General features: G+C 69.8%; 28 protein-coding genes. 11 read left to right on the top strand and 17 right to left on the bottom strand.

Features of this window, described 5'->3' with window-relative positions; all coding sequences use genetic code 11:
- Window positions 1-41: 41 nt before the first annotated feature.
- Genes JOD64_RS01090 through JOD64_RS01080 form a run of 3 tightly spaced genes read right to left on the bottom strand, consistent with a single transcriptional unit; the run spans window position 42 to window position 2,478 of the window.
- Window positions 42-1,103 (bottom strand): ABC-2 membrane transporter-related protein, encoded by a 1,062-nt coding sequence (locus JOD64_RS01090; protein WP_204940439.1) that lies wholly within the window; start codon window positions 1,101-1,103, stop codon window positions 42-44.
- Window positions 1,100-2,020: an ABC transporter ATP-binding protein gene (locus tag JOD64_RS01085; protein WP_204940438.1), complete on the bottom strand. Its 921-nt coding sequence runs from the start codon at window positions 2,018-2,020 to the stop codon at window positions 1,100-1,102. Before JOD64_RS01085 ends, JOD64_RS01090 begins: the two co-directional genes overlap by 4 nt.
- Complete coding sequence (locus JOD64_RS01080; protein ID WP_307813148.1) at window positions 2,017-2,478, bottom strand: GntR family transcriptional regulator; 462 nt, start codon at window positions 2,476-2,478, stop codon at window positions 2,017-2,019. Before JOD64_RS01080 ends, JOD64_RS01085 begins: the two co-directional genes overlap by 4 nt.
- A 554-nt stretch (window positions 2,479-3,032) precedes the next feature.
- Between JOD64_RS01080 and JOD64_RS01075 the strand changes: the two genes are divergently transcribed.
- Entirely contained in the window at window positions 3,033-3,260 is a 228-nt protein-coding gene (locus tag JOD64_RS01075; RefSeq protein ID WP_204940437.1) for a hypothetical protein, read from the top strand.
- 126 nt (window positions 3,261-3,386) lie between these two features.
- Window positions 3,387-3,626, top strand: a complete 240-nt coding sequence (locus JOD64_RS01070; RefSeq protein ID WP_204940436.1) for a hypothetical protein — start codon at window positions 3,387-3,389, stop codon at window positions 3,624-3,626.
- 218 nt (window positions 3,627-3,844) lie between these two features.
- On the opposite strand, the gene JOD64_RS01065 is transcribed toward JOD64_RS01070, so the two are convergent.
- Window positions 3,845-4,210: a MerR family transcriptional regulator gene (locus tag JOD64_RS01065; protein WP_204940435.1), complete on the bottom strand. Its 366-nt coding sequence runs from the start codon at window positions 4,208-4,210 to the stop codon at window positions 3,845-3,847.
- Between the two features lie 90 nt (window positions 4,211-4,300).
- Between JOD64_RS01065 and JOD64_RS01060 the strand changes: the two genes are divergently transcribed.
- Window positions 4,301-4,792, top strand: coding sequence for a hypothetical protein (locus JOD64_RS01060; RefSeq protein ID WP_204940434.1), 492 nt, complete (start codon window positions 4,301-4,303; stop codon window positions 4,790-4,792).
- A 326-nt stretch (window positions 4,793-5,118) separates the two neighbouring features.
- On the opposite strand, the gene JOD64_RS01055 is transcribed toward JOD64_RS01060, so the two are convergent.
- Entirely contained in the window at window positions 5,119-5,745 is a 627-nt protein-coding gene (locus JOD64_RS01055) for a hypothetical protein (RefSeq protein WP_204940433.1), read from the bottom strand.
- A gap of 58 nt (window positions 5,746-5,803) precedes the next feature.
- Between JOD64_RS01055 and JOD64_RS01050 the strand changes: the two genes are divergently transcribed.
- Window positions 5,804-5,974, top strand: coding sequence for a hypothetical protein (locus JOD64_RS01050; RefSeq protein ID WP_239559312.1), 171 nt, complete (start codon window positions 5,804-5,806; stop codon window positions 5,972-5,974).
- Here the strand turns inward: JOD64_RS01050 and JOD64_RS01045 are convergent.
- Genes JOD64_RS01045 through JOD64_RS01035 form a run of 3 tightly spaced genes read right to left on the bottom strand, consistent with a single transcriptional unit; the run spans window position 5,964 to window position 7,497 of the window.
- The gene (locus JOD64_RS01045; RefSeq protein WP_204940432.1) at window positions 5,964-6,830 is read right to left on the bottom strand and encodes a metallophosphoesterase family protein; all 867 of its coding nucleotides are present in this window, start codon (window positions 6,828-6,830) and stop codon (window positions 5,964-5,966) included. The two genes, JOD64_RS01050 and JOD64_RS01045, sit on opposite strands and share 11 nt — an antisense overlap.
- 59 nt (window positions 6,831-6,889) lie before the next feature.
- Entirely contained in the window at window positions 6,890-7,183 is a 294-nt protein-coding gene (locus tag JOD64_RS01040) for a hypothetical protein (RefSeq protein ID WP_204940431.1), read from the bottom strand.
- Window positions 7,177-7,497, bottom strand: a complete 321-nt coding sequence (locus JOD64_RS01035; RefSeq protein ID WP_204940430.1) for a hypothetical protein — start codon at window positions 7,495-7,497, stop codon at window positions 7,177-7,179. The genes JOD64_RS01040 and JOD64_RS01035 overlap by 7 nt, the downstream gene beginning before the upstream one ends.
- A gap of 178 nt (window positions 7,498-7,675) precedes the next feature.
- Between JOD64_RS01035 and JOD64_RS01030 the strand changes: the two genes are divergently transcribed.
- Complete coding sequence (locus tag JOD64_RS01030) at window positions 7,676-8,527, top strand: alpha/beta fold hydrolase (RefSeq protein WP_204940429.1); 852 nt, start codon at window positions 7,676-7,678, stop codon at window positions 8,525-8,527.
- Between the two features lie 82 nt (window positions 8,528-8,609).
- Here JOD64_RS01030 and JOD64_RS01025 read toward each other — a convergent pair whose 3' ends face one another.
- From JOD64_RS01025 to JOD64_RS01010, 4 genes are all read right to left on the bottom strand, one after another.
- Complete coding sequence (locus tag JOD64_RS01025; protein ID WP_204940428.1) at window positions 8,610-9,626, bottom strand: methyltransferase; 1,017 nt, start codon at window positions 9,624-9,626, stop codon at window positions 8,610-8,612.
- Between the two features lie 32 nt (window positions 9,627-9,658).
- Window positions 9,659-10,051, bottom strand: a complete 393-nt coding sequence (locus JOD64_RS01020; RefSeq protein ID WP_204940427.1) for a hypothetical protein — start codon at window positions 10,049-10,051, stop codon at window positions 9,659-9,661.
- Between the two features lie 110 nt (window positions 10,052-10,161).
- Window positions 10,162-11,037: an alpha/beta fold hydrolase gene (locus JOD64_RS01015; RefSeq protein WP_204940426.1), complete on the bottom strand. Its 876-nt coding sequence runs from the start codon at window positions 11,035-11,037 to the stop codon at window positions 10,162-10,164.
- An 84-nt stretch (window positions 11,038-11,121) separates the two neighbouring features.
- The gene (locus JOD64_RS01010; protein WP_204940425.1) at window positions 11,122-12,156 is read right to left on the bottom strand and encodes a LacI family DNA-binding transcriptional regulator; all 1,035 of its coding nucleotides are present in this window, start codon (window positions 12,154-12,156) and stop codon (window positions 11,122-11,124) included.
- Window positions 12,157-12,289: 133 nt separating this feature from the next.
- On the opposite strand from JOD64_RS01010, the gene JOD64_RS01005 reads away from it, so the two are divergent.
- The 5 genes from JOD64_RS01005 to JOD64_RS00985 all read left to right on the top strand — a co-directional run bounded on the left by JOD64_RS01005 (window position 12,290) and on the right by JOD64_RS00985 (window position 17,035).
- A complete protein-coding gene (locus JOD64_RS01005) occupies window positions 12,290-13,237 on the top strand; it encodes a LamG-like jellyroll fold domain-containing protein (protein ID WP_204940424.1) in 948 nt (315 codons plus the stop codon).
- A gap of 37 nt (window positions 13,238-13,274) precedes the next feature.
- Entirely contained in the window at window positions 13,275-15,380 is a 2,106-nt protein-coding gene (locus tag JOD64_RS01000; RefSeq protein ID WP_204940423.1) for a PQQ-dependent sugar dehydrogenase, read from the top strand.
- Window positions 15,381-15,481: 101 nt separating this feature from the next.
- Window positions 15,482-15,952, top strand: a complete 471-nt coding sequence (locus JOD64_RS00995) for a molybdenum cofactor biosysynthesis protein (RefSeq protein WP_204940422.1) — start codon at window positions 15,482-15,484, stop codon at window positions 15,950-15,952.
- Window positions 15,953-15,960: 8 nt separating this feature from the next.
- Complete coding sequence (locus tag JOD64_RS00990; RefSeq protein ID WP_204940421.1) at window positions 15,961-16,398, top strand: DNA polymerase beta superfamily protein; 438 nt, start codon at window positions 15,961-15,963, stop codon at window positions 16,396-16,398.
- A 109-nt stretch (window positions 16,399-16,507) separates the two neighbouring features.
- Window positions 16,508-17,035, top strand: coding sequence for an SUKH-4 family immunity protein (locus tag JOD64_RS00985; protein WP_204940420.1), 528 nt, complete (start codon window positions 16,508-16,510; stop codon window positions 17,033-17,035).
- Between the two features lies 1 nt (window position 17,036).
- Here the strand turns inward: JOD64_RS00985 and JOD64_RS00980 are convergent, their stop codons facing one another.
- From JOD64_RS00980 to JOD64_RS00960, 5 genes are all read right to left on the bottom strand, one after another.
- Window positions 17,037-17,414: a nuclear transport factor 2 family protein gene (locus JOD64_RS00980; protein WP_204940419.1), complete on the bottom strand. Its 378-nt coding sequence runs from the start codon at window positions 17,412-17,414 to the stop codon at window positions 17,037-17,039.
- A gap of 104 nt (window positions 17,415-17,518) precedes the next feature.
- On the bottom strand, window positions 17,519-17,938 hold the full coding sequence (locus tag JOD64_RS00975) for an ATP-binding protein (RefSeq protein WP_204940418.1): 420 nt from the start codon (window positions 17,936-17,938) through the stop codon (window positions 17,519-17,521).
- 228 nt (window positions 17,939-18,166) lie between these two features.
- The gene (locus JOD64_RS00970) at window positions 18,167-19,003 is read right to left on the bottom strand and encodes an oxidoreductase (RefSeq protein ID WP_204940417.1); all 837 of its coding nucleotides are present in this window, start codon (window positions 19,001-19,003) and stop codon (window positions 18,167-18,169) included.
- Between the two features lie 31 nt (window positions 19,004-19,034).
- Window positions 19,035-19,367 carry a nuclear transport factor 2 family protein gene (locus JOD64_RS00965; protein WP_204940416.1) on the bottom strand — a complete coding sequence of 111 codons (333 nt, stop codon included), beginning with the start codon at window positions 19,365-19,367 and terminating at the stop codon, window positions 19,035-19,037.
- 154 nt (window positions 19,368-19,521) lie between these two features.
- Window positions 19,522-20,328 carry an SAM-dependent methyltransferase gene (locus tag JOD64_RS00960; protein WP_204940415.1) on the bottom strand — a complete coding sequence of 269 codons (807 nt, stop codon included), beginning with the start codon at window positions 20,326-20,328 and terminating at the stop codon, window positions 19,522-19,524.
- A 151-nt stretch (window positions 20,329-20,479) separates the two neighbouring features.
- Between JOD64_RS00960 and JOD64_RS00955 the strand changes: the two genes are divergently transcribed.
- Complete coding sequence (locus JOD64_RS00955) at window positions 20,480-20,866, top strand: DUF2267 domain-containing protein (protein ID WP_204940414.1); 387 nt, start codon at window positions 20,480-20,482, stop codon at window positions 20,864-20,866.
- The last annotated feature ends 6 nt before the right edge of the window (window positions 20,867-20,872 follow it).

Below are 20,872 nucleotides of genomic sequence, written 5' to 3'. Positions count from 1 at the left end.
GCGATCATCGCCGAGGGGTGCGCCACTTCGGTGGCCGAGGGTCAGCCCACGCTGAGATTGGTGCGGCGGACGGTTATCCAGACGGCAGCGAGGGCCGCCGCGGTCAGACCCAGGTAGCCGGTCACGACGATCAGGTGGAATTCGGGGATCCGGCTGCCCGGCTGGTACTGCAGGTGCTGCACGAGTTGGTTGTCGGCGAAGCAGGAGAGCATCTTGCCGCCATCGTTGTCGGGCGGGCAGAGGCGTTGCACTTCGACGCCGCTGAGCTGGCGCCCGGAGGCGTCGAACGCGCCGGACGGACCCTCGATACCGAAGTCGATCATGCCGCCCCTGACGACCAGGTTGTTGTTGCCCGGCAGGCCGTCCGGCCTGCCCAACTGCCGGTGCGCGGACAGCGGCTCCATGAGGGTGGGGTAGCGCCACTGGACGAGGTAGTTCAGGCCGATGAAGCCCACGATCACGCCGAACACGGCGGGGAGCGTGCGTCTGATCGCGGCGCCGAGTGCGACGCCGATCGCGAACCAGGCGATGCTGATGACCGCTGGCAGCATCCCGGTGTTCAGAAACTGCAGGTATTCGAACAGGCTTCCCGGACTGACCAGGGTCATCGTCCGCTGCAGGTGGTCGCTGACCCCGGCGACGGCTGCGGTCACCGCCGCCACGAACAGGCCGAGCATGCCCAGCTTGGTCCACAGCCAGCGCTGCGGGGAGACGTCCTGACTCCAGGCCAGCGGCAGAGTCCGCTGTTCGTGTTCCCTGGACAGCACCGGAACGCCGATGAACACGCCGATCAGCAGCGGCATGTACTGCACCAGCGTGGACAGGGCACTGAAGGTGATGACCAGGGGCGATGTCCCTCTGAGCCGCACGCCCTGCGGGGAGTTGTCCGGGCAGAACGTCTCGTGGCACTGGTGCCACAGGTCCGTCAGTTCCATGGACAGGTAGGTCATCCAGCCCACCAGGACCGCAGCCAGGACGAGCGTGCCGATCAGGGTCCAGCGGTGCTGACGCCAGGTCAGCCACAGCAGACCGCTGAGGCCCCCGGCGGACCCGAGACCGTCTTGGCGCTTCGTGCGGATGGGCGCTTGGGTGGCCGGGCTCATGCTGCCGTCTCCAGATCGAGGTGTGCTCTGGACGATGCCTTGAGGTAGGTCAGGATCAGCTCGTCCAGGGTGAGGGGTTGGGCGGTCCAGCCGGGGGCGACGACGGCGTGCGCCGTCGGTGACGCTGGCTGCCGGAGGACGAACGTGGACTGGCGTTCGGTGTGCTGCGCCTGGACGATCGCGCCCGGGCCCGGTGGCTGGTCGGCGCGGGGTCCGGTCAGCCGCACGTGGTTGTCGAGCAGATCCTCGACATCGGCGGTGAGCACGGGCCGGCCCGCGTCGAGCAGCAGCAGGTGGTCACCGACGCCACTGAGCTCGGCGATGATGTGGGTCGACAGCATGATCGTCATGCCGCTCTCGGCGGCCTCTGCCATGAGTTCGCCGGTCACCTCGGTGCGGGCCACGGGGTCCAGGTTGGCGAGGGGCTCGTCCAACAGCAGCACCGCCGGGCGGGAGCCCAGGGCGACCGCGAGTGCGACCTGTGCCCGCTGCCCGCCGGACAGCTTGCCGCAGCGGCGGTCCAGCGGGATGTCGAAGCGTTGAAGCCACGACAGTGCCCGCCGCTGGTCCCACACCCGGTTGGTGGACCTTCCGAAGCGGAGCATGTCTGTGACGCTGAAGTCCCGGTACAGCGGCTTGTCCTGGGCCAGGATCGCGACCCGGCCCCCGGCAGAACCACCCCCGTTGGTGGACCTGCCCTTGACCACCGGTCGGCCGTGGACCAGCAGTGAGCCCGAGGTGGCCGCCAACGTGCCGGCGATGATGCTCATCAGCGTCGATTTGCCCGCGCCGTTCGCACCGACCAGCGCGATGATCCGATTGGCGGGCAGTTGGAAGCTGCACTCCCGTAGCGCCCGGACGGTGCCGTAGCGCCTGCTCACGTCGCGGGCTTCCACGGCGAGGGACTGCTCGCTCACGCGGCGCCCTCCTTCTTCTGGAACCGAGCGCCCGATGCCGGTTCCGCCCGCGTCCGATCGCCGCCACCCTGGGTCCTGCGCGCCGAGTTCTCCGCGGTCACCGAGGCGAGCAGCGCCTGGACGTCCTCGTCCTCCAGACCGGCCTCGCGGGCCTGGCCGAGCCACCGGGCCAGGCTGCTGCGTAAGCGCGCCATGGCATGGGGATCCGCGTGGCCGAGCGTTCCGCTGACGAAGGTGCCCGCCCCCTGCCGCGCCTCCACCAGGCCGGACAGCTCCAGTTCCCGATAGGCCTTGAGCACCGTAGTCGGGTTGACCGTGCACGAGGTCACCACGCTGCGCACGGTGGGCAGTTGGTCCCCGGGCCGCAGCGTCCCGATCCGTAGCCCTTCGCGCACCTGCCGCACCAGTTGGGCGTAGGCGGGGACGCTGCTGGACCGGTCGACATAAAAGTTGATCACCTGATGGTCCTCCTTTCCGCTCCGGCACCGATTGATTCGGTCAAGTAGAACACCAGTTAACCAGCATGGCAAGGACCTGCCGGAGCGGCTGGCGGCGTTGAACGGCTCGCCCCACTGCCTGCCCGGCGCGGTCGCTGTATCGGGCGGCAGTCCGCAGCTTCAGACGCTCTGACCCGCACCCTGCACGGGCGCGCTGCTGATTGCTGCAGGGAAGTCCAACCCAATATGCCGGCACGACCGGTCGCGGGCCGCGCAGTCGTGAGGTCGGGCATGCACTCCGGCGGACGACGCAAGATGAGCTCGGGCGTGGCACAAAGGTGTGGCCCTCGCCGCTCGACCGTACGACGCCCGCACATCGGCATGAGCGGACGCCGCTCGACTGACGACCGGGAGCCAACTGGCTGACCTCTTCGGGCCCGCCGAAGAGGTCACCAGCCTGAAGGGCCTGGTCAGGGCATTCCCCGTGGGATCGACGTCTCGGATGACGGAACTGCGGCCGGCTCCAGCAAGCTCATCCACAACGCTTCACATCGATGGGCAGCACACTTGCAGGCGTGGCGCTGAGCGATTCGAGGCGCTGGCCGGTGCCAGCGATCCCGCCAGCAGCGACGCCTGACCACTTCGACCTCTACTGGGAGGTCACGCCGCACCGCTCGATCTCCATCACCACAGGTCAAAGCCCGTCGTCTCTGTCCGACATCGGTGAGCACTTCGGGCGCGGAGACCCCTTCGCCAACCTGCACCCAATCTGCTCCCAGTTGCAAGGCCGGCCCAATCAGTGACTCCTTACCGCCTTGACCTGCACACTCCCTGCCAGCCCGACATAGAGCGTTGTCGGCCGTCGTGCAGAACCGCGGAGCACTCCCGGGGCCAAGATCGAACAGCGTGGCGAGCAGCGTTTGTAATCGTTGAGCGTGGTCGACCAGGATCCGCCCCGGCAAGGTCCGAGCGAGGTCGCGACGCGTCCGCTTTGGGATCGGAGGCGGATGCTCGTCGGCCCACACGAGGTCCTGGATTGTCATGCGGTCGATCATGCCGAGGCCGGTGTTCCTGTCCACCACGCCTACGGCGACTTCTCGGAGTCGGTCGTCTGGGACCGCGGCGGCGCTGCTCTCACCACGCCGGGCCTTGGTGTCGCCACCGGCTGACGGCGGTAGCCCGGCTGGTTGTGACGGACGTAGCGGGCTCCGTAAGGACGGCATAGCTGGCCCCGCCGAGTCCAAGCTTTCCGGGGGCGATCGTCACCGAAAGTAGCCACGACTCCGGTTGGCGGTCACCCAGCCGCGCGTTATCGGCGGCAGAAGCGTGCATCCGACCGAGACGCGCGGCTCCGGGACCTTTCGACATGGGTCGTAAAGCGGCTCGTTCAGCCGACCTGACCTGCCGCCTGCAACGGACATGCCACACCTATGCGAGCGGACAGGTCGGCCCGCAGCGCCGTTAGCGCGGCCATGCGCTCGTCGATGATCCGAATCTTCTCCTCCAACAGCGCCGACAACGCTGGTCCGTCATCCGTCGCGTCGCGCAGTTGCTCACCGTGCTGAGCGATTTCCGCCAAGGAGAAACCGAGCCTCTGCGCGGTGCGGACGTGTCGCAACCAGGTCACCGCCTCGGGCGGATAATCGCGGTATCCGTTTGTCAGCCGCCGCCCCACGACGAGGCCGAGCTTCTCGTAGAACCGAACGGTGTCCCTGGTTGTGCCCGCCTGCGCGGCCAACTCGCCGATACGCATGCTCTCTCTCCTCGCAAGCTCGAACTTGACCTTGGACCGTACTCCACCCTTTAGCGTGAGGCGTCAAGTCCCGAGCCAGCAGGAGCCTCCGTGATCCGCGTTCACAACCCCTTCCGCCCTGCCTACCTTCACGTCGTGCGCGCGAGCGCCTGGTACGACCTCGCCGTCACCGCAGGATTCGCCACACCCTGGACATATGTGCTGCTGCACCGCTTGCTGACGTCGATGGGCGAGGCGCTCGGGTTGGGCGCACTACCGCCCGTCGACCCCATGCAGACCTTGTATGCGAACCTGATGGGTTCCGTTGTGGTCGTCTGGGCAGCGCTGCGCATCGTCAGGCCGGTGCCGGTGCATGGGCTCCTCGACGGGGTCGCGCGCGCCTTGTTTGCGATATGGCAGGGGTACGCGCTCGCGCAGGGTGTCTCGGGTTTGCTATGGCTGTTCCTCGCCGTCGAGGTGTCGTTCGGTATCGTGCAGCTCGTGCCGTGGTGGCGCGTCCGGCGCGCCACACCAGCAGGGATTCAGCACACGCTCCCGCGCAGTCCGCGATCGGGTACGGCATTCGAGCGACCTGACGCGTGACCAACCCACCTTGTGGGGGTTGGCCGCGGGCAACTGAACAAACCGAGCGCGTCTAGAGGACGGTTCCCCGGCGGATGCTGGCTCAGGACCGACTGAGCAGAATCGCAGCAAGGTCGAGTATTCGCTCATCGGCAGATCCGCGCGTCCCGAGGCGCACCGATGTGCCCCTAGATTCATCGCGCTGTCGCGCATCACGTGGCGGAGATGTGTCGCACGTCAGTTGTCGGGCCACACACTGTCCTCCATCGACTGATGCGCGACACTCGTCGGCCAACTGATCCGCGACGCCGCAGCGCGCTGATCCCGGCAAATGAGGATGCCTGCGTTCATCGGGGATGACTGGCCACCTCGTCCGCAAGGTTGAACGTGGCACCGCATTCGGGACAGCTCACCCGACCAAACAAGTAGGTGAGTGTGGTCGCTACTGACTCGTGGCCCAGCCGCAACGCCTCGGCGTTCAGGCGCGTGGCCAGTTGTGAGGAAAGCCCAGGTTCGATCGAGGAATCGCCTGTCTGCAGGTCGATGAGTAAGTCCTCATCGCACGCCGGGCACTGCACGTCGACTTCCCCGTCGTTGATCCGGTCGAGCTCCTTGCCCCAGACTTCGTCGCCGTCGAAACCGAGTATGGCTTGCTGCAGGTATACGAACGTCGTGTCGCTGGAAGCGCCGGATGCCAGGCACTCAAGGGTCAGCGCACGCAATGTGGCGATGTCCTCGGCGTACAAGCCGCGGCTCTTGTCGTCGGCGTCTACGGCGATGAACCCGGCGAGTACGACGGCGCGCTCACGGTCTTGACAACTGAAGTTGGCGCAGGTCCGGGCCAACCAGGGCAGCAGATCGGCGCTTGCGGGATCGCAGGTGCCCTGGTGACACGACTCTTGCCAGATGAAATCCCATGCTGGGGAAGCGGGATCGTCTGCGGCGGCATCCAGGGCCTCCTGAAGGCTTGTCACCTACGAAGCCTCCCACAATGGCGCTTACCTGCTCGACGCCGCTCGGGCGTACCTTCAGGTGGGCGACCTGCGCGGCGCTGCCCGCGCGCTGGTGGACGCGGACAGTGTCGCGCCGGCTGAGGTTCGGTGCCGGCCGTTGGCGCGTACCGTGATCGCCGATGTTGCCCGCCCGCGGCCGGCACCGGCCGGCGTGGCGCGACTGGCCACGGTGGTCGGCCTCACCCGTTGACAGACGAGCGCCGGCGCATGTCGTCCGCCGGGTGGATGGTGCGCACCGGGTCGGGCACCGGCCCCCGGCGTTGCCACTCGCGGGGGTAGCCGAGGGAGACCTCCTCGAAACGCACCTCGTCGTGGAACGTGGTGCGGGGGATGTGCAGGTGCCCGTAGACCACGGTGGACGCGCCGAAGCGCACGTGCCAGTCGCTGGTGCGGACCGTGCCACACCACTGGGCGAACAGCGGGTACCGCAGAACGTCGGTGGGTTCCCGCACCAGCGGGTAGTGGTTGACCAGCACCGTCGGCAGCGCGGGGTCGCGCTCGGCCAGCCGGCGTTCGGTCTCCGCGACCCGGGCCGCGCACCATGCCTCCCGGCTCGGGTACGGGTCGGGGTGCAGCAGCGCCTCGTCGGTGCACACCACCCCGGCCGCGTACGCCAGGTCCAGCGACTCCTGTTGGGTGCGTGCCTCGGGCACCCGGAACGTGTAGTCGTAGAGAACGAAGAGCGGGGCGATGGTGGCCCGGCCGCCGTCGCCGTCCCACACCGGGTACGGATCCTCCGGGGTGACGACGCCCAGCCGCTGGCACAGCCGGACCAGCTCGCGGTAGCGCTCCTCGCCGCGCAACGTGACCGGGTCACGTGGCGGCGTCCACAACTCGTGGTTGCCCGGCGCCCAGACGACGCGCGCGAACCGGCTGCTCAGCAGCCCGAGCGCCCACTCGATGTCGGCGAACCGGTCGGCGACGTCCCCGGCGACCAACAGCCAGTCACCGTCGTTGTCCGGGTGTAGCTCCTGGACGAACGCGCGGTTCTGCGGGTGCCCGACGTGCAGGTCGCTGACAGCCCGCAGTCGGGGCGGAAGGCTCACGCCCCGAGGCTAGGCCGTCGCGGCCCGATCAGGACACCCCTGTCCCACAGCGGGCACGGTCAGCAGAACCAGCCGTCCTGCACCCAGCCGCGCCGGTTGATGTATCCGTAGGCGAAGCCGTAGACGTAGCCGCCGCTGTGGGGACCCTCGACCAGGAACGTCTGACCCTGGTAGAGGGTGCCCATCCAGGCACCGTTGGGCTGGGTGCGGACGAACAGGTCGCTCGCGCACACCGTTTCCCGTTGGCCGATCGTGCCGTTGGCGGCCTGAGCGGGGGCCGGCAGGGTCACCGTCGCGGCGACGATCCCGGCGAGCAGGCCGGCGATTGCCCGGGTGCGCCGTCGGGTCACCATGAGTCGTACCCGCCGATGCACTCGGCGCGCAGGTAGCCCCAGTCGTTGGGACCGAAGTCGAACGATGCCGCCCACCCGTTGTAGACCGGATGCGCCCCCGGCGTGTGGCCGATCTTGTCGCCGTAGGTCAGGGTGCGCTTGAGGCCGGTCGGGCCGCCGGCGGAGTCGTAGTTGGCGTAGAAGCTGGCGCTCTGGCAGACCACGATGGCGTGCCGTGGCACCACCGGGTCGGCGTGGGCCGGCGCGGCGCCCAGTGCACCCGTCGCCACTCCGATGGCCAATGCGGCGACCCTCGTGCGGACTCGTCGGGGCATGCCCACCTCCTGTACGCCGAAACTTTCCTACCGGCAACCCTAACCACAGCGTCGATATCTGTCGATGGACGAGGGCTCGCCTGGTCGACCTGGCGACGCTTTCGACGGCCGGCATATCCGGCGACCCGGAGGGAAAGCGCAGACGTCCGACAGCCCGAAACCGGAGCAGGAGAAAAACATGCCTTTCATCACCGTGGGGACGGAAAACTCCGCGCCCATCGACCTGTACTACGAGGATCACGGATCCGGTAAGCCGGTGGTGCTGATCCACGGGTTCCCGTTCAACGGGGCAACCTGGGAGAAGGTGACCACCCAGTTGCTCAACGCCGGATACCGGACGATCACCTACGATCGACGCGGTTTCGGCAACTCGGCCCAACCGACATTCGGGTACGACTACAACACGTTCGCCGCGGACCTGGACGTGCTGATGACCGAGCTGAACCTGAGCGACGTGACCATGATCGGTCACTCGATGGGCACCGGTGAGGTGATCCGCTACCTGGGCAACTACGGCTCCCAGCGAGTGAGCCGGGCGGTGGTGCTCAGCCCGCTGCAACCGATGCTGGCCAAGGCCAAGGACAACCCGGAGGGTGTCGACACCAGCCTCTTCAAGGGTTTCCAGGACGCCATCATCAAGGACCGGTTCGCCTACCTGACCCAGTTCTGCGACGCGTTCTTCAACTACAGCGAGAACAAGGGCAAGCTGGTCAGCGAGGAGGCGTACCGGGCGCACTGGCAGATCGGTGCGATGGCCTCGGCCAAGGGCACGCACGACAGCGTGACCGCCTGGCAGGAGGACTTCCGCCCCGACCTGCCGAAGATCGACATACCGGTGTTGATCGTGCAGGGCGACAAGGACAACGTGTTGCCCTACCCGGTGACCGGCCAGCGGCTCGGGCCGATGATGCCGACCGGCCAGCTCATCACGCTCAAGGGCGCGCCGCACGGTCTCCCGTGGACCAACGCCGACGACGTCAACAAGGCGATCATGGACTTCATGAAACAGCCGGCCAAGGCTCGCGCCTGACCCGTACCGGTAGCCGTTCGGACGCCAGCGTCGCGAGGACGCTGCGACACCCGGCCCTTCCCGGGCCGGGTGTCGTCGGCCGTCAGGGCCGGCGGGCCACCACCGCGCCGTTGGCTCCCGGAGCGTCGAACGGCACCGTTCGGACGTCGACGAAGCCGGCGTCGGTCAGCCAAGCCCCGTATTCGGCACCCGAGTAATTTCGGCCGCCTTCGGTCTCGACCAGCATGTTCATGCCCATCAGGGCCGCCTCGGGCGGCCCGGTGCGTTCGTCGTTGAGCAGCAGCTCACAGACGACGATCGCCCCACCGGACGGCAGCGCCGCGTGACACCGGGCGAGCAGCGCCCGGTTCGTCGGCTCGTCCCAGTCGTGCAGGATCATGCTGAGCAGGATGACGTCATGCCCACCGGGCAGTGCCGGGTCGGCGAGGAAGTCCCCGGCGACCGTGCCGATCCGCCCGGTCAGGCCCGCCTCCGCGATTCGCTCCCGCGCCCGTACGCAGACGTGCGGCAGGTCCAGGACGGTCGCCCGCAGCTCAGGCAGGCGTCGGCAGAACTCGATCGGGAACGCCCCCGCGCCGCCGCCCACGTCGAGCAGGCGGCTGTGCCCGGAGAAGTCGTACGCGTCGGCCAGTGCTGCGGCGGTGAAGCTGGAGGTGGAGAACATCGCATCCCAGAACTGGGCCAGCATCTCCGGGTCGGAGGTGTCGAACATCGACTGCTGGGACTCCGGGTCCCAGGTCAACGGCCGATCGGTGCGCAGGGCCTCGCCGATGCGGTGCCAGGGCAGGTAGGTGCGCTGGTCCGAGTAGCGCACCTGGGCACCGAAGTAGTACGGGCGGCCCTCGACCAGGAACTGCTCGGCCAACTCGGAATTGCGGTAGCCGTCGCCGGCCTTCTCCAACAGGCCGAGCGAGGCACTGGCGGCCAGCAACAGGTCAGCGGGCCGGTCGGGCAGCCCGAACTCGGCGGCGGCCTGGTCGACTGTCATCGTCCGCCCGCCGGCCAACCGGGTGAACAGGCCGAGCTCGACGCCGACCGCGAGGGTCTTGAACCCCCACACACCGGCCACCAGGCGCATGAGGGGAGTCGGGTTGGTCATCGCGCCATGAGATCACAAAACGCGTCCCTCCACTATGGGCGACGTCGGCTCAACCGCCGCGCCGAGACGCTCACCAGCGTGCTGCCCACCGCCATCCCGAGCAGCACCAGGATCGCCCCGACGGCCCACAGCCCGCTGTCGTCGCGGGAGGCGGCCTGCCACGTCCAGACCGCCGTGAAGGCCACCGTCATCACCGGCGCCACCAACCACGGGCTGAGTCGCGTACCGGCGAGCGCGGCGAGCACCACGAGCGTCAGCACGAGGCCGACCACCTGCCACGGCTCGTACGGCCCGCTGGTCGCGCCGGTCTGGGCATCGACCGTGTACTCGGTGTCCCGACCCAGCCAGAGCAACCATGACCCGACCGTTGCCGCCGTCAGAAAAACGCCACCGAACAGAGCGCGCGTACCCTTCGTCGCCGTCATCCGGCGATCATGCCCCGGCTGGCGCACGAGCGGAATGAGCACCGGCACCCAGATCCGGGCCGTCGAGTTCCCGAAAGGACTGTTGCCCCGGCCGATCTGCGGGTGATCGGTCAGGGCCGGACCCGGGCGAGGAAGCCGCGGATCAGCGGGACGACCTGGTGGAGGTGCGTCTCGAGCAGCCAGTGCCCGCCGTCGAGCAGGTGCATCTCGGCGTCGGGCAGGTCCCGCAGGTACGCCCGGGCCGCGCTCTCGGGCATGTAGCCGTCGTGCGGTCCCCACACGATCAGCGTGGGCGGCTGGTGGGTACGCAGGTACTCCTGCTGGCGGGGGAACCACGCGACGGTGGTGCCCTGGTCGGCGAGGAGTCGGAGCCAGGCGTCGCGCCGTCGTGGATCCGTAACCAGCGCACCGGAGAGCTTCCACAGGTCGGGGCTCACCCGGTCGGTCAGCCGGTCCGGCAGTTCACCCAGGAACTCGCGCCGAAAGCCCTCCTCGTTGATCGCGGCGGCCAGTTGCTTCCGGCCCTCGTCGGTCGGGTTGCGCCAGAACCGTTTCAAGGGCTCGTACTTGGGCCCGTGGTGGTCGGGGTAGATGTCCCCGTTCTGGATGACGAGACCGGCGACCCGCTGCGGCGCGGCCATGGCCAGTCGCAACCCGAACTGGCTGCCGTAGTCCTGTAGGTAGATCACGTAGCGGGTCAGCTCCAGCGTCTCGACGAAGCGCTGGAGCAGGTCGGCGTGGGCGTCGAAGGTGTACGCGTATCGGCCGGGGTCGGGCAGGTCGCTGTAGCCGAATCCGGGATAGTCCGGTGCGATGGCACGCCACCGGTCGGCCAGCGCGGGCAACAGGTGGCGGAACTGGAACGACGACGACGGGTAGCCGTGCGGCAGCAGCACCACCGGTGCGTCGGCGGCGCCGGCCTCCCGGTAGAAGATCGTGATGCCGTCGACCTCGACCGTCCGGTGCCGTACAGCGGGCTCGGCCATGACCTCTCCTGACCAGTCACGGGGCGGGACTCCCTCGACCGTGCCAGAAGTAGCGCCCTCGCGAAGTGGCATTGCCACTGCCGGTCAGGTCTTCGGTGCGGGCCCGGTCGAGTCGCGGACGACCAGCAGGTGCCCCGTGGGTCGGCGGCGGGGGCGTATCGCGCGTGGTTTGAGGGCGAGGGTGAGCGCCGTGCGGCCCATCTCGGTCATCGGCAGGCGGATGGTGGTGAGGCTGGGCGCCAGGTCGGCCGCCACGGAGACGTCGTCGAAGCCGACGACGGACATCCGCGTGGGCACCGGCACGCTGCGGGACCGCAGCGTCGACAGCACACCCGTGGCCATCGCGTCGTTGAGCGCGATGATCGCTGTCGTCTCCGGATGCTCGTTGAGGATCTGCTCGGTGGCCGCACGCCCGCCGCCGCGGGTGAAGTCGCTGTGCACGACGGTGAGGTCGGCGAGGGACCGCCCGCGTTGCCGCAGGGCCGACGACACACCGGCCAGCCGATCGGCGACCGTGGTGAGGCCGGCGCTGCCCGCGGCGACCGCGATCCGCCGGTGACCGAGATCCATCAGGTGTTGGGCGAGTGCGAAACCGCCGGCCTCGTTGTCGGGCAGGACCGCGTCGATGCCGAGCGCGTGCCGTCCGATGGCCGCGGCGCGTCCGCCGTGGTCCTGAAACGCGGCGAGTTCGGCGCGGGCCGCAGCCTCCATCCGTGGGTCGTCGTAGCCTGAACCGCTGATCAGCACGATGCCGACCCGCTGGGCGATCAGGTGGCGCAGCTGTTGCAGCTCGTAGCCGGGGTCGCGTCCGGACTGGCAGATCTGCACCAGCAGCCCCTGTTCGGCGGCGAGCTGGATGACTCCGGCGGCGATCTCGGAGAAGTACGGGTCGTCGACCTGGTGGACGATCAGGCCCACGGTGGAGCTGGCCCCGCCGGCCAGGGTGCGGGCGTACGGGTTGGCGACGTATCCCAGCTCGCGTGCGATCTGCCGGATCCGGTCGGCCACCTCGGCGCTGACTCCCTCGCGGCCGGCGAGGGCGCGGGATGCGGTCGCCAGCGAGACGGCGGCGTGTTCGGCCACGTCCACGAGGCGCGGCCGCTGGTTGGCCCTGGGCATCCGCGACCCCCTGAAAGCATCCATGCCACCCGATCTATTGCCAGTGGCGTTCATCGAAGCCTAGGGTACGTAAGCGCTTACGTAAGCGCTTACGTGACCGGCACCGGCATGCCGCGAAGTGAGGTGAACGCCCATGTCCAGGGCTCGACGAGTCGCCGTCTCCCTTCTGGCGGTCGGCGCGCTGACCGGCGCCGCGGCGCCGCCGGCGCAGGCGGATCGCAGCATCTCCCACGACGTCCACCCGGCCCTGCGAGCGCACCTGGTCGCCGCGTACGACTTCGACCATCCGGTGCCCGGCGACCCCGCGCTGGAACGCGACCAGGGCCGCTCCGGCACCGAGATCGAGCTGATCAACGGCGGGGCCGCCATGCGGGTGGCGGACCACGCGTACCGGGGCAGCCGCAACGCGGTGCGGACGCGGCAGGTCGACCCGGCGGTGGCGGGCAACGACGACTGGAAGGCCGGCACCTGGTCGGCCAGCGGAGTGCGGACGCTGCGCCCCTTCAGCGCCACCGTTGGCACCACCGTGATGGGCTGGTTCAAGCTGAACATGGACAGCCCGCTGCCCAACTCCACCACCTCCGACCCGAACGACCGGTACAACGCGATCGGGCTGGCCGGCGTGTTGACCGGCGACTCCGACGGCCACGGCGTCCGCGCTCTGCTGGAGCTGATCGACGTCGACGGGGAGCTGCGTCTCGTCGCGCTCGGCCGACGCCTCGACGGTGGCAACTCCCAGACCTTCGCCGCGAACCAGGACTGGCGGGAGCTGCTGCCGGTGGGGGAGTGGGTGCATCTCGCCGCCACCTTCGACTTCGGCACCGGGGCCCTCGCCCTCTACCGCGACGGCGAACCGGTGGACGGCTTCTACACCCGCACCGACGACCCCTGGCTGGTGTCCGGGCCTGGCCCGCATGTGACCACGGCCTCCGACCCTCGGGGCATCAAGATCGGCGGGAGCTTTCCCCAGGACACGCTGGAGCGCAACCCGTGTGACTGCCGCATGGACGGCCTGATGTTCCTCGACAGTGTGGTCTCCGCGACCGACGTCCGGAGGCAGTACCGCCACCTGGCCCGCTGACCACCCTCGGCACCGTCCCACCGAGAAGGAGACACGCGTGCTCAACCTCCACCGCCGCGCCGGCGGAGTCCGCCGATCCGCGCTGACGGCCGGACTCGCCGCCCTCGCGCTGGTCCTGTCCACCCTGGTCGCCACACCCGCCCGGGCCGCCGACGCGGTCTACGACCCGATCGCCGAGATGCCGATCCAGTCCCGGCTCGGGCTGGTCCTCAGCGAGTACACCAGTCTTCCGCAGTCGCAACCCACTCCGGCTCCGACCGATGCGCGACTCATGCGTACCGCGCGGATCAACACCATCATGGAGTTGCCCGACGGCTCCGGCCGACGCGCGGTGCCCGACCTGAACGGCAACCTCTACCTGGTCGAGGACGGCGTACCGCACGTCTACCTCGACGTGGCGGCGACGTTCGCACCGAAGTTCTTCTCCGGCCGTGGCCTCGGCCAGGGCTTCGGGTACGTCGCCTTCCACCCGGAGTTCGGTGCCAACGGCCGGTTCTACACCATCCACACCGAGCTGGCCTCGGCGGCGACGAACACGCCGCCGGACTACGCCCAGCCGAACGCGATCTACCACGGCGTCATCACCGAGTGGACGGCGACCGACCCGGCCGCCGCCACGTTCGCCGGCACCCGTCGCGAGGTGCTGCGCATCGGGTTCGGCGGCCAGGTGCACGGCATCCAGGAGATCAACTTCAACCCCACGGCCAAGCGCCACGACGCCGACTACGGCCTGCTGTACCTCGCGGTCGGTGACGGCGGTCAGGGCGCCCGCAACACCGATCCGCAGAATCTGGGCCTGCCGCACGGCAAGCTGCTGCGGATCGACCCCCGGGGCACCAACTCCGCGAACGGGCGATACGGCATCCCGCCCCGCAACCCGTTCGTCGGCCGGACCGGCGCGCTCGGCGAGATCTACGCCGTGGGCTTCCGGGACCCGCACCGGTTCAGCTGGGACCGGGCAACCGGCCGGATGTACCTGGGGCACATCGGTGAGCACGCCGTCGAGGCGATCTACGAGGTCCGCGCCGGCGACAACTTCGGCTGGAGCGAGCGCGAGGGATCCTTCGTCTTCGACAGGGCGGCCACGAACCCCTGTGACCGGCTGTTCCCGCTGCCCGCCGACGACGACCGGTACGGCTACACGTACCCGGTCGCCGCGTACGACCATGATCCGGCCGCGGGCTGGAACTGCACCGACGACGTCGGCGTCGCGGTGGCCGGCGGGTTCGTCTACCGGGGGCGTGCGCTGCCCGCGCTGCGCGGCAAGTACGTCTTCGGTGATCTGGTCGACGGCCGGGTGCTCTACACCGAAGCGAACGAGATGCGCCGCGACCGGGACCTGGCCACGATCCACCAGCTCGCGCTGTTCGACGCGGCCGGCACCCCGGTCCGGATGCGCGACCTCTCCGCGCCGGGCGCGCCCGGCGACCCCAACCGGGTGGACCTGCGCTTCGGCACGGACGCCGCCGGTGAGCTCTACGTCGTCGCGAAGGCCAATGGGAAGATCTGGAAGGTGACCGGGACCAGGGAGTTCGCCAGCGGCGATGTCGGGCACACGACCCTGCGACGCACCGCCGGGGCCGCCAACTGGACGCCGGTGACGCCGGCCAAGTGGCAGTTCACCCGCGACCAGGTCATCCTCGCCGAGGCCGGGGAGAGCCGGCCGGGCCCGCGCCGGCCCTTCGAGTACGCCACGCTGACCGCCGGCCCGGCGTGGTCGTCGGTGCAGGTCGACGCTCAGGTACGCCTCGACACACCGGTGGAGGTCACCAACCGTGATGTGATCATCGTGTTCGGCTGGCGTTCGGACACCGAGTTCTACTACGCCCACCTCTCCACCGACAACACGATCTATCCGCACAACGGCATCTTCAAGGTCGACAACGCCGACCGGGAGCGGATCGACCACCAGTGGAACGGCCGGTCCCGCGGCGCCAACCCGGCCATCACCGATGCCGGGTGGCACGACGTCCGGGTGGTGCACCTGCCGGCCACCGGCGAGATCGCGGTCTACGTCGACGGGCACCGGGACCCGCTGTTGACCGCGGAGGACACCACGTTCGGCTCGGGTCGGGTGGGCTTCGGCTCCTTCGACAACGTCGGCCGGGTACGGAACCTGACCGTCACCGGCACGCCGGCCTGAGCCGTGTCGCGGTGGGGACGGCGGTGTTCGTGCCGCCGTCCCCACCGAGTCATCCGTCGACCTGGCCCGGAGGGCGCCGTCTGGTTCGTAGAATCCCTGCCATGCCGGAGATCATCGAGTTGCTGGCCTCGCCCGTGCACCGCTTCCTGGGCCGGCCCGCCGACGGCCCGGCACCGGCCCCGCCCGGTGAGCTGGTCGACGTGATCCAGATCCGGGCCGGCCTGGGCATCGTCGGCGACCGGTACTTCGGCCAGCAGGCGCACCGCGACGCGAGCGTCACGATCATCGCGCAGGAGTCCCTACCGGCCGGCATCGGCCTGGCCGAGGTCCGGCGCAACATCCTGACCACGGGGATCGCCGTGGACGAGCTGATCGGCAAGGTGCTGGTCCTGGACTCCGGCGACGGCCCGGTCAGCCTGCGGGTCAACCGGGCGGCCCGGCCCTGCGCCTGGATGGACGTCACCGTCGGCCCGGGAACGTGGAAGGCGCTGCGCACCACCGGCGGCATCCGCTGCACGCCACTCAACGACGGCACCCTGCGCGTTGGCCCGATCGACGCCGTCGTGAGCTGAGCAGTGCGGTGCACGCGGCGTTGGTCGACGTCGCGCCGCTGGTCCTGACCCGCCACCACGCTCACCACTACCGCGGCTTCGCCGCCACCCAGCGACGGCTCTTCGGCACGAGTGGCGAGCTCAAACCACTGCTGTACGCCTCCCGGGCGCTGCTCACCGGTGTCCACCTGATGCGTAGCGGTCGGATCCTGGCGCACCTGCCGAGCCTGCTCGACGCCGAACCGGCACCGGCATACCTGGCCGACCTGATCGCGGCGAAGCGGGCCGCCGAACACGGCGGGCTGGACGACCTCGTCGCCGGCTCCGTCCTGGACCGTGACCTCGCCGAGTTGGCGTCGCGGCTCGACCAGGCGCAGCAGGACACCCGGCTGCCCGAGCAGTCCGGTGGGACGGCTCAGCTCAACGACCTCGTGGTGGCGGCCAGGCTGGCCGATTCGGCGAGGTGACGGTCCCGCGCACCGGTGCGTGGTAGAACCAACACGCGCACGGGTTCGCGGGCCTGCGGGGTGGACCTCGGCATGCCGGACGGGACCTGATCCGAACAGAGGTGGTGCATTGATCCCCGAGCTGCGGCAGCTCATCGAGGAGTTGCGGGCGGACCTGGCCGATCAACCGGCGAGCCTGGCGTGGGCCGAGTTCGGTGAGGGCGCCGCCATCGATGCCGTACCGGTGGGTCTCCCGGCCGACCTGCGGGATCTGCTGCTGGCAGCCGACGGGCTGCGCGGCGGTCGGGTCGAGCTGGCGTCCACGTCGACCCTGGCCGGCATGCAGTACCACCTCGACTACGCGCCGGACTTCTCGTCCATCCCGGAGGACCGGGCGGGCTGGCTGGTGGTCGGCACCCGCAGCGACGAGCCGATCTTCATGGACCGTGGCACGGGTGCCATCTGGTACTTCCCACCAAACGGCACCGAGTGGTTCATGTCCGACGCGTTCGAGGAACTCGCCCCCGACCTCGGATCCTTCGTGGACTACTACCTGCTCGGCCCGGGCTATGCCGAGCTGACCCCCGCAGACGACCAGTGGTTCGCGTACCTCGATGAGCAGGGCCTGCTCGACGAGGACGACGAGGACGTGACCTGAGTCAGACCGGGCTGACGTGTGCGGCGAGGACCCGCCAACCGTGCCGGTCGTCGTGGACCCAGGTCCGGGTGTAGCGCAGACGCGCCGCGAACGCCGTCCCCTCGAACACCCCAGCCACCCTGCCCAGGAAGAACGTCACCCCGGTCGACCCGACGACGAGCAGGTCCAGCTCCTCCTCGACCAGGTCCTCCACCACGGAGCGGCGGTCCCGGTACGCGGCCAGGTCATCCTGCTTCGTATACGTACGGCCGTCGGGGCCGATGGCGAGCAGCTGGTCGACGAGCAGCTGATCGAGGGCGGCCACGTCGCCGGCCCGCTGGGCGGCTTGCAGGGTGCGCTCGGCATCGAGCAGCTCTGCCTCGCGTGCGCTGTCCGGCATCGTGCCGTCCTCCCGATCGGGCTCGACCCGGTGTCACCGTCGGCCCGGGCTGTCCGCATTGTGGCAGCCGACGCGGCCTACGCGGGCGTGGATCGCCGCCGACGTCACAGGCTCAGGCGAATACGTACGACGGTCTCTCCGGGGTGGGTGAGCACCGCGACCTCGTCGCAGATCCGTTCCACGATCGCCAGCCCCCGACCCCGTATCGCGTCGGCGGCCGGCATGCCCCGGCCCAACGCCCGCGTCGGCCCCTGGTCGACGACGTCGCAGAACAGCTGGCCCGACTCGGCCCAGAGCCGGACCCGGCCACCGCCGGTGGTGTGCTGCAACGTGTTGGTGGCCAACTCGCTGACCGCCAGCGTCAGCAGCTCCACCCGATCGGCCGGCAACCCCCGGGCCAGCGCCCCGGCGCTGACGAACCCGCGCAGCGCTCGGACGTCGGTCGCCACCCGGTACGACATGGTGTCCGCGAGGTGGGCGGGGACGCTCTGCTCGGTCACGGTCTCCGGTCGCTCGGCCGGCATCAGCCCGCCCGCCGCGGGTCGTCAGTGAGCGTCACCACGATAGGCCCGGGTGCCGTGGACGTTCGAGCCTCGAAGTACGCCATCGGGCAGCAGCAACCCTTCTCGTAGCGACAGCTGTTGTCGGGCACATCATGTCATCCGCCGGCCCGCGGGCGGTCCCGCCCGTTCGAGGGTCGATCAGCCGTGGGCCGGCCCGATCGCGCGCGGTCGGCCTGGTGCCGGGGCCGGTCAGGGGGCCGCATCGAAGACGATGGACTCGCTCAGCTCGCGCCACCGCGCGTCGGATGCGGCGAGGGCCTCGGCGGCAGCCGCGGCGGCCGCCACAGCGTCGGCGCCGAGCAGCAACCGCAGGGGCGGGTCGTCGACCCGGGTGATCCGGATGATCGCCTGGGCGGCGCGGACCGGGTCGCCCGGTTGGTTGCCGCTGGCCTGGCGCAGCCGCTGCACGGCCGGGTCGATGACCGGCTGGTACGGGTCACTGATCGGCAACATGGTCATCGACGAGCCGGCCCAGTCGGTGCGCAGCGCGCCCGGCTCGACGCTGGTGATCCGGATCCCGAACGTCGCGACCTCCTTGGCGAGCACCCCGGAGAAGCCGCTGACCGCCCACTTGGCCGACTGGTACGCGCCCAGACCGGTGCTGGCGACCCGGCTGCCGACGCTGGAGATCTGCAGGATGTGCCCGCGCCGCTGATCGCGCATCGTGGGCAGGGCGGCGCGGGACAGGTTGACCACCCCGTAGAAGTTGGCCTCGATCTGCGCCCGGAAGGCGTCCTCCGGCATGTCCTCGATCGAGGCGACATCGGCGTACCCGGCGTTGTTGACCAACACCTCCAGACTTCCGAAGGTGTCCACGGCGGTGCGTACGGCGGTGTGGGCGGCGGCCGGGTCGGTGACGTCGAGGGCGATCGTCCGGACCTGGTCGCCGTACTGGTCGACCAGGTTGTCGAGCTGGGCCGGGTTGCGGGCGGTGGCGACCACCTGGTCGCCGTCGGCCAGCACGGCCTCGGCGAGCGCCCGGCCGAGCCCTCGGGAACAACCGGTGATGAGCCAGACTCGCGGCACGTCGCCTCCTCTGCCGGGCGGTCTCCAGCCGCTACGGACGGATGTCCAGGGCGCCGATCAGGTCGTCCCGCAGGGTGAACCGGTACCGCAGCTCGATCGGACTGCCGGGAAAGTCGCCGGACACCCGGCTGAGGACCAGGTAGGAGTCGCCCGCCTGCGGTGTGACCCGCAGCGGCTCGGCCGTGTACGAGGTGGCCTCCATCGTCTTCTGCCGCCAGGCGCGGATCGCCGCCCGTCCGTCATACACCCGGTTCTCGTCGGCGACGCTCGCATTGTCCGCGAAGCAGGCGACGAAGGCATCCAGGTCCCGCTCGTCACCGGCCCGGAAGTACCTGTCGATCACGTCGGGCAGGTCGACCGCCATCTGCTCCTCCTGCGGCACGGGCCGCCGTGGGCAGCCGTCGGGTTCCCGGTCCGACCTCACCGTACGAGAAGCGGGCGGCACCGCGCGGAGCAACCAACAGAACGGACGGGCCGGTGGACGATCCGCCCACCGGCCCGGTCGTCCCGTCGCGCGATCAGGGCTTGCGGGCCACGGCGCAGTAGCCGTCCAGGTCGGCCGGCGGGCCGTCCTGCTCGGGTCGCCAGTGGGTGAACGGCACCAGGCCCGGCTCGACCAGCTCCAGGCCGTCGAAGAAGCGGGCGATCCGCTCCGGGCTGCGCAGGTGGTACGGCAGCGCGCCACTCTCGTTGTACTGCCGGTGCGACTCGACCACGGCCTCGCTGGTGTCGGTGCCGTCGGAGAGCGCCAGGTAGCTGCCGGACGGGACCGCGTCGAGCAGTGCGCGGATGATGCCGATCGCCTCGTCGTCGTCGCCGACGTGCCCCAGCACACCGAACAGCAGGACCGCGACGGGCTGGCTGAGATCGAGGTGGTCGCCGGCCTGCCGGAGCACCGCCTGCGGGTCACGCAGGTCGGCGTGGACGTACTGGGTCATGCCTTCCGGGCTGCCCACCAGCAGCGCCCGCGCGTGGGCCAGCACCATCGGGTCGTTGTCGACGTACACGACCCGGCTCTGCGGGTTGACCCGTTGGGCCACCTGGTGGGTGTTGTCGGCGGTGGGCAACCCGGTGCCGACGTCGAGGAACTGTCGGATACCGGCTTCACCAGCGAGGAACCGAACCGCGCGGGACAGGAACGCCCGGGACTCCCGCGCCGTCTCGATCATCGCGGGGAAGAGTTCGCGGACCTGCTCGCCGGCGAGTCGGTCGACCTCGAAGTTGTCCTTGCCGCCCAGCCAGTAGTTCCAGATCCGGGCGGAGTGCGGCACGCTCGTGTCGATCTTGGTGGGTTCGGTGGCAGGGAGGGGGGTGGCTGCTGTCATCGACGTCCTTCCGCTCGGGGGTGAGGAAGACACAGGTGACGATCATGCCCGGACAGACCAGGAATCGCCAAAGCGGACACCCGCACCGACTGCCGGGTTTGCCGCCGGTTGGCCCGGGTAGCCACGCGTTTCCGGAACGAAGGGCGGGGGCATGGCCGAGCTGGCATTCATCGACAAGGTTGCGGCGCGGGCGGGCGTCTCGCCGGAGCAGGCGCGTCCACTGACCGAGGCGGTTCTGCGGACCCTCACCGAGCGGCTCAGCGGCGGTGAGGCGGGCGCGCTCGCCCCTCACCTGGCCGACGAGCTGAGCCCGCTGTTGGTCAAGGCCGCGGAGCCGCCGGAAGCGTTCGGCTACGACGAGTTCCTGCGCCGGGTGGGCGACCGCGCCGGGATCGACCGGCCCGCTGCCGAGCGGGGTGCGCGGGCCGTCCTCCAGACCATGCACCGGGTGGTCGGGCACCGGGAGTTCGAGGAAGCCCTGTCCCAACTCCCGTCGGATCTGCGGGCGCTGGCGCAGCCGCTGCCCCACGGCCCCTGACGGAGC

This window comes from Micromonospora luteifusca (assembly GCF_016907275.1).
In the GTDB taxonomy this organism is placed as follows: Bacteria; Actinomycetota; Actinomycetes; order Mycobacteriales; family Micromonosporaceae; genus Micromonospora; species Micromonospora luteifusca.
Note: the sequence above shows the minus strand (reverse complement) of the source record. Positions and strands in the feature narration are given on the sequence as shown.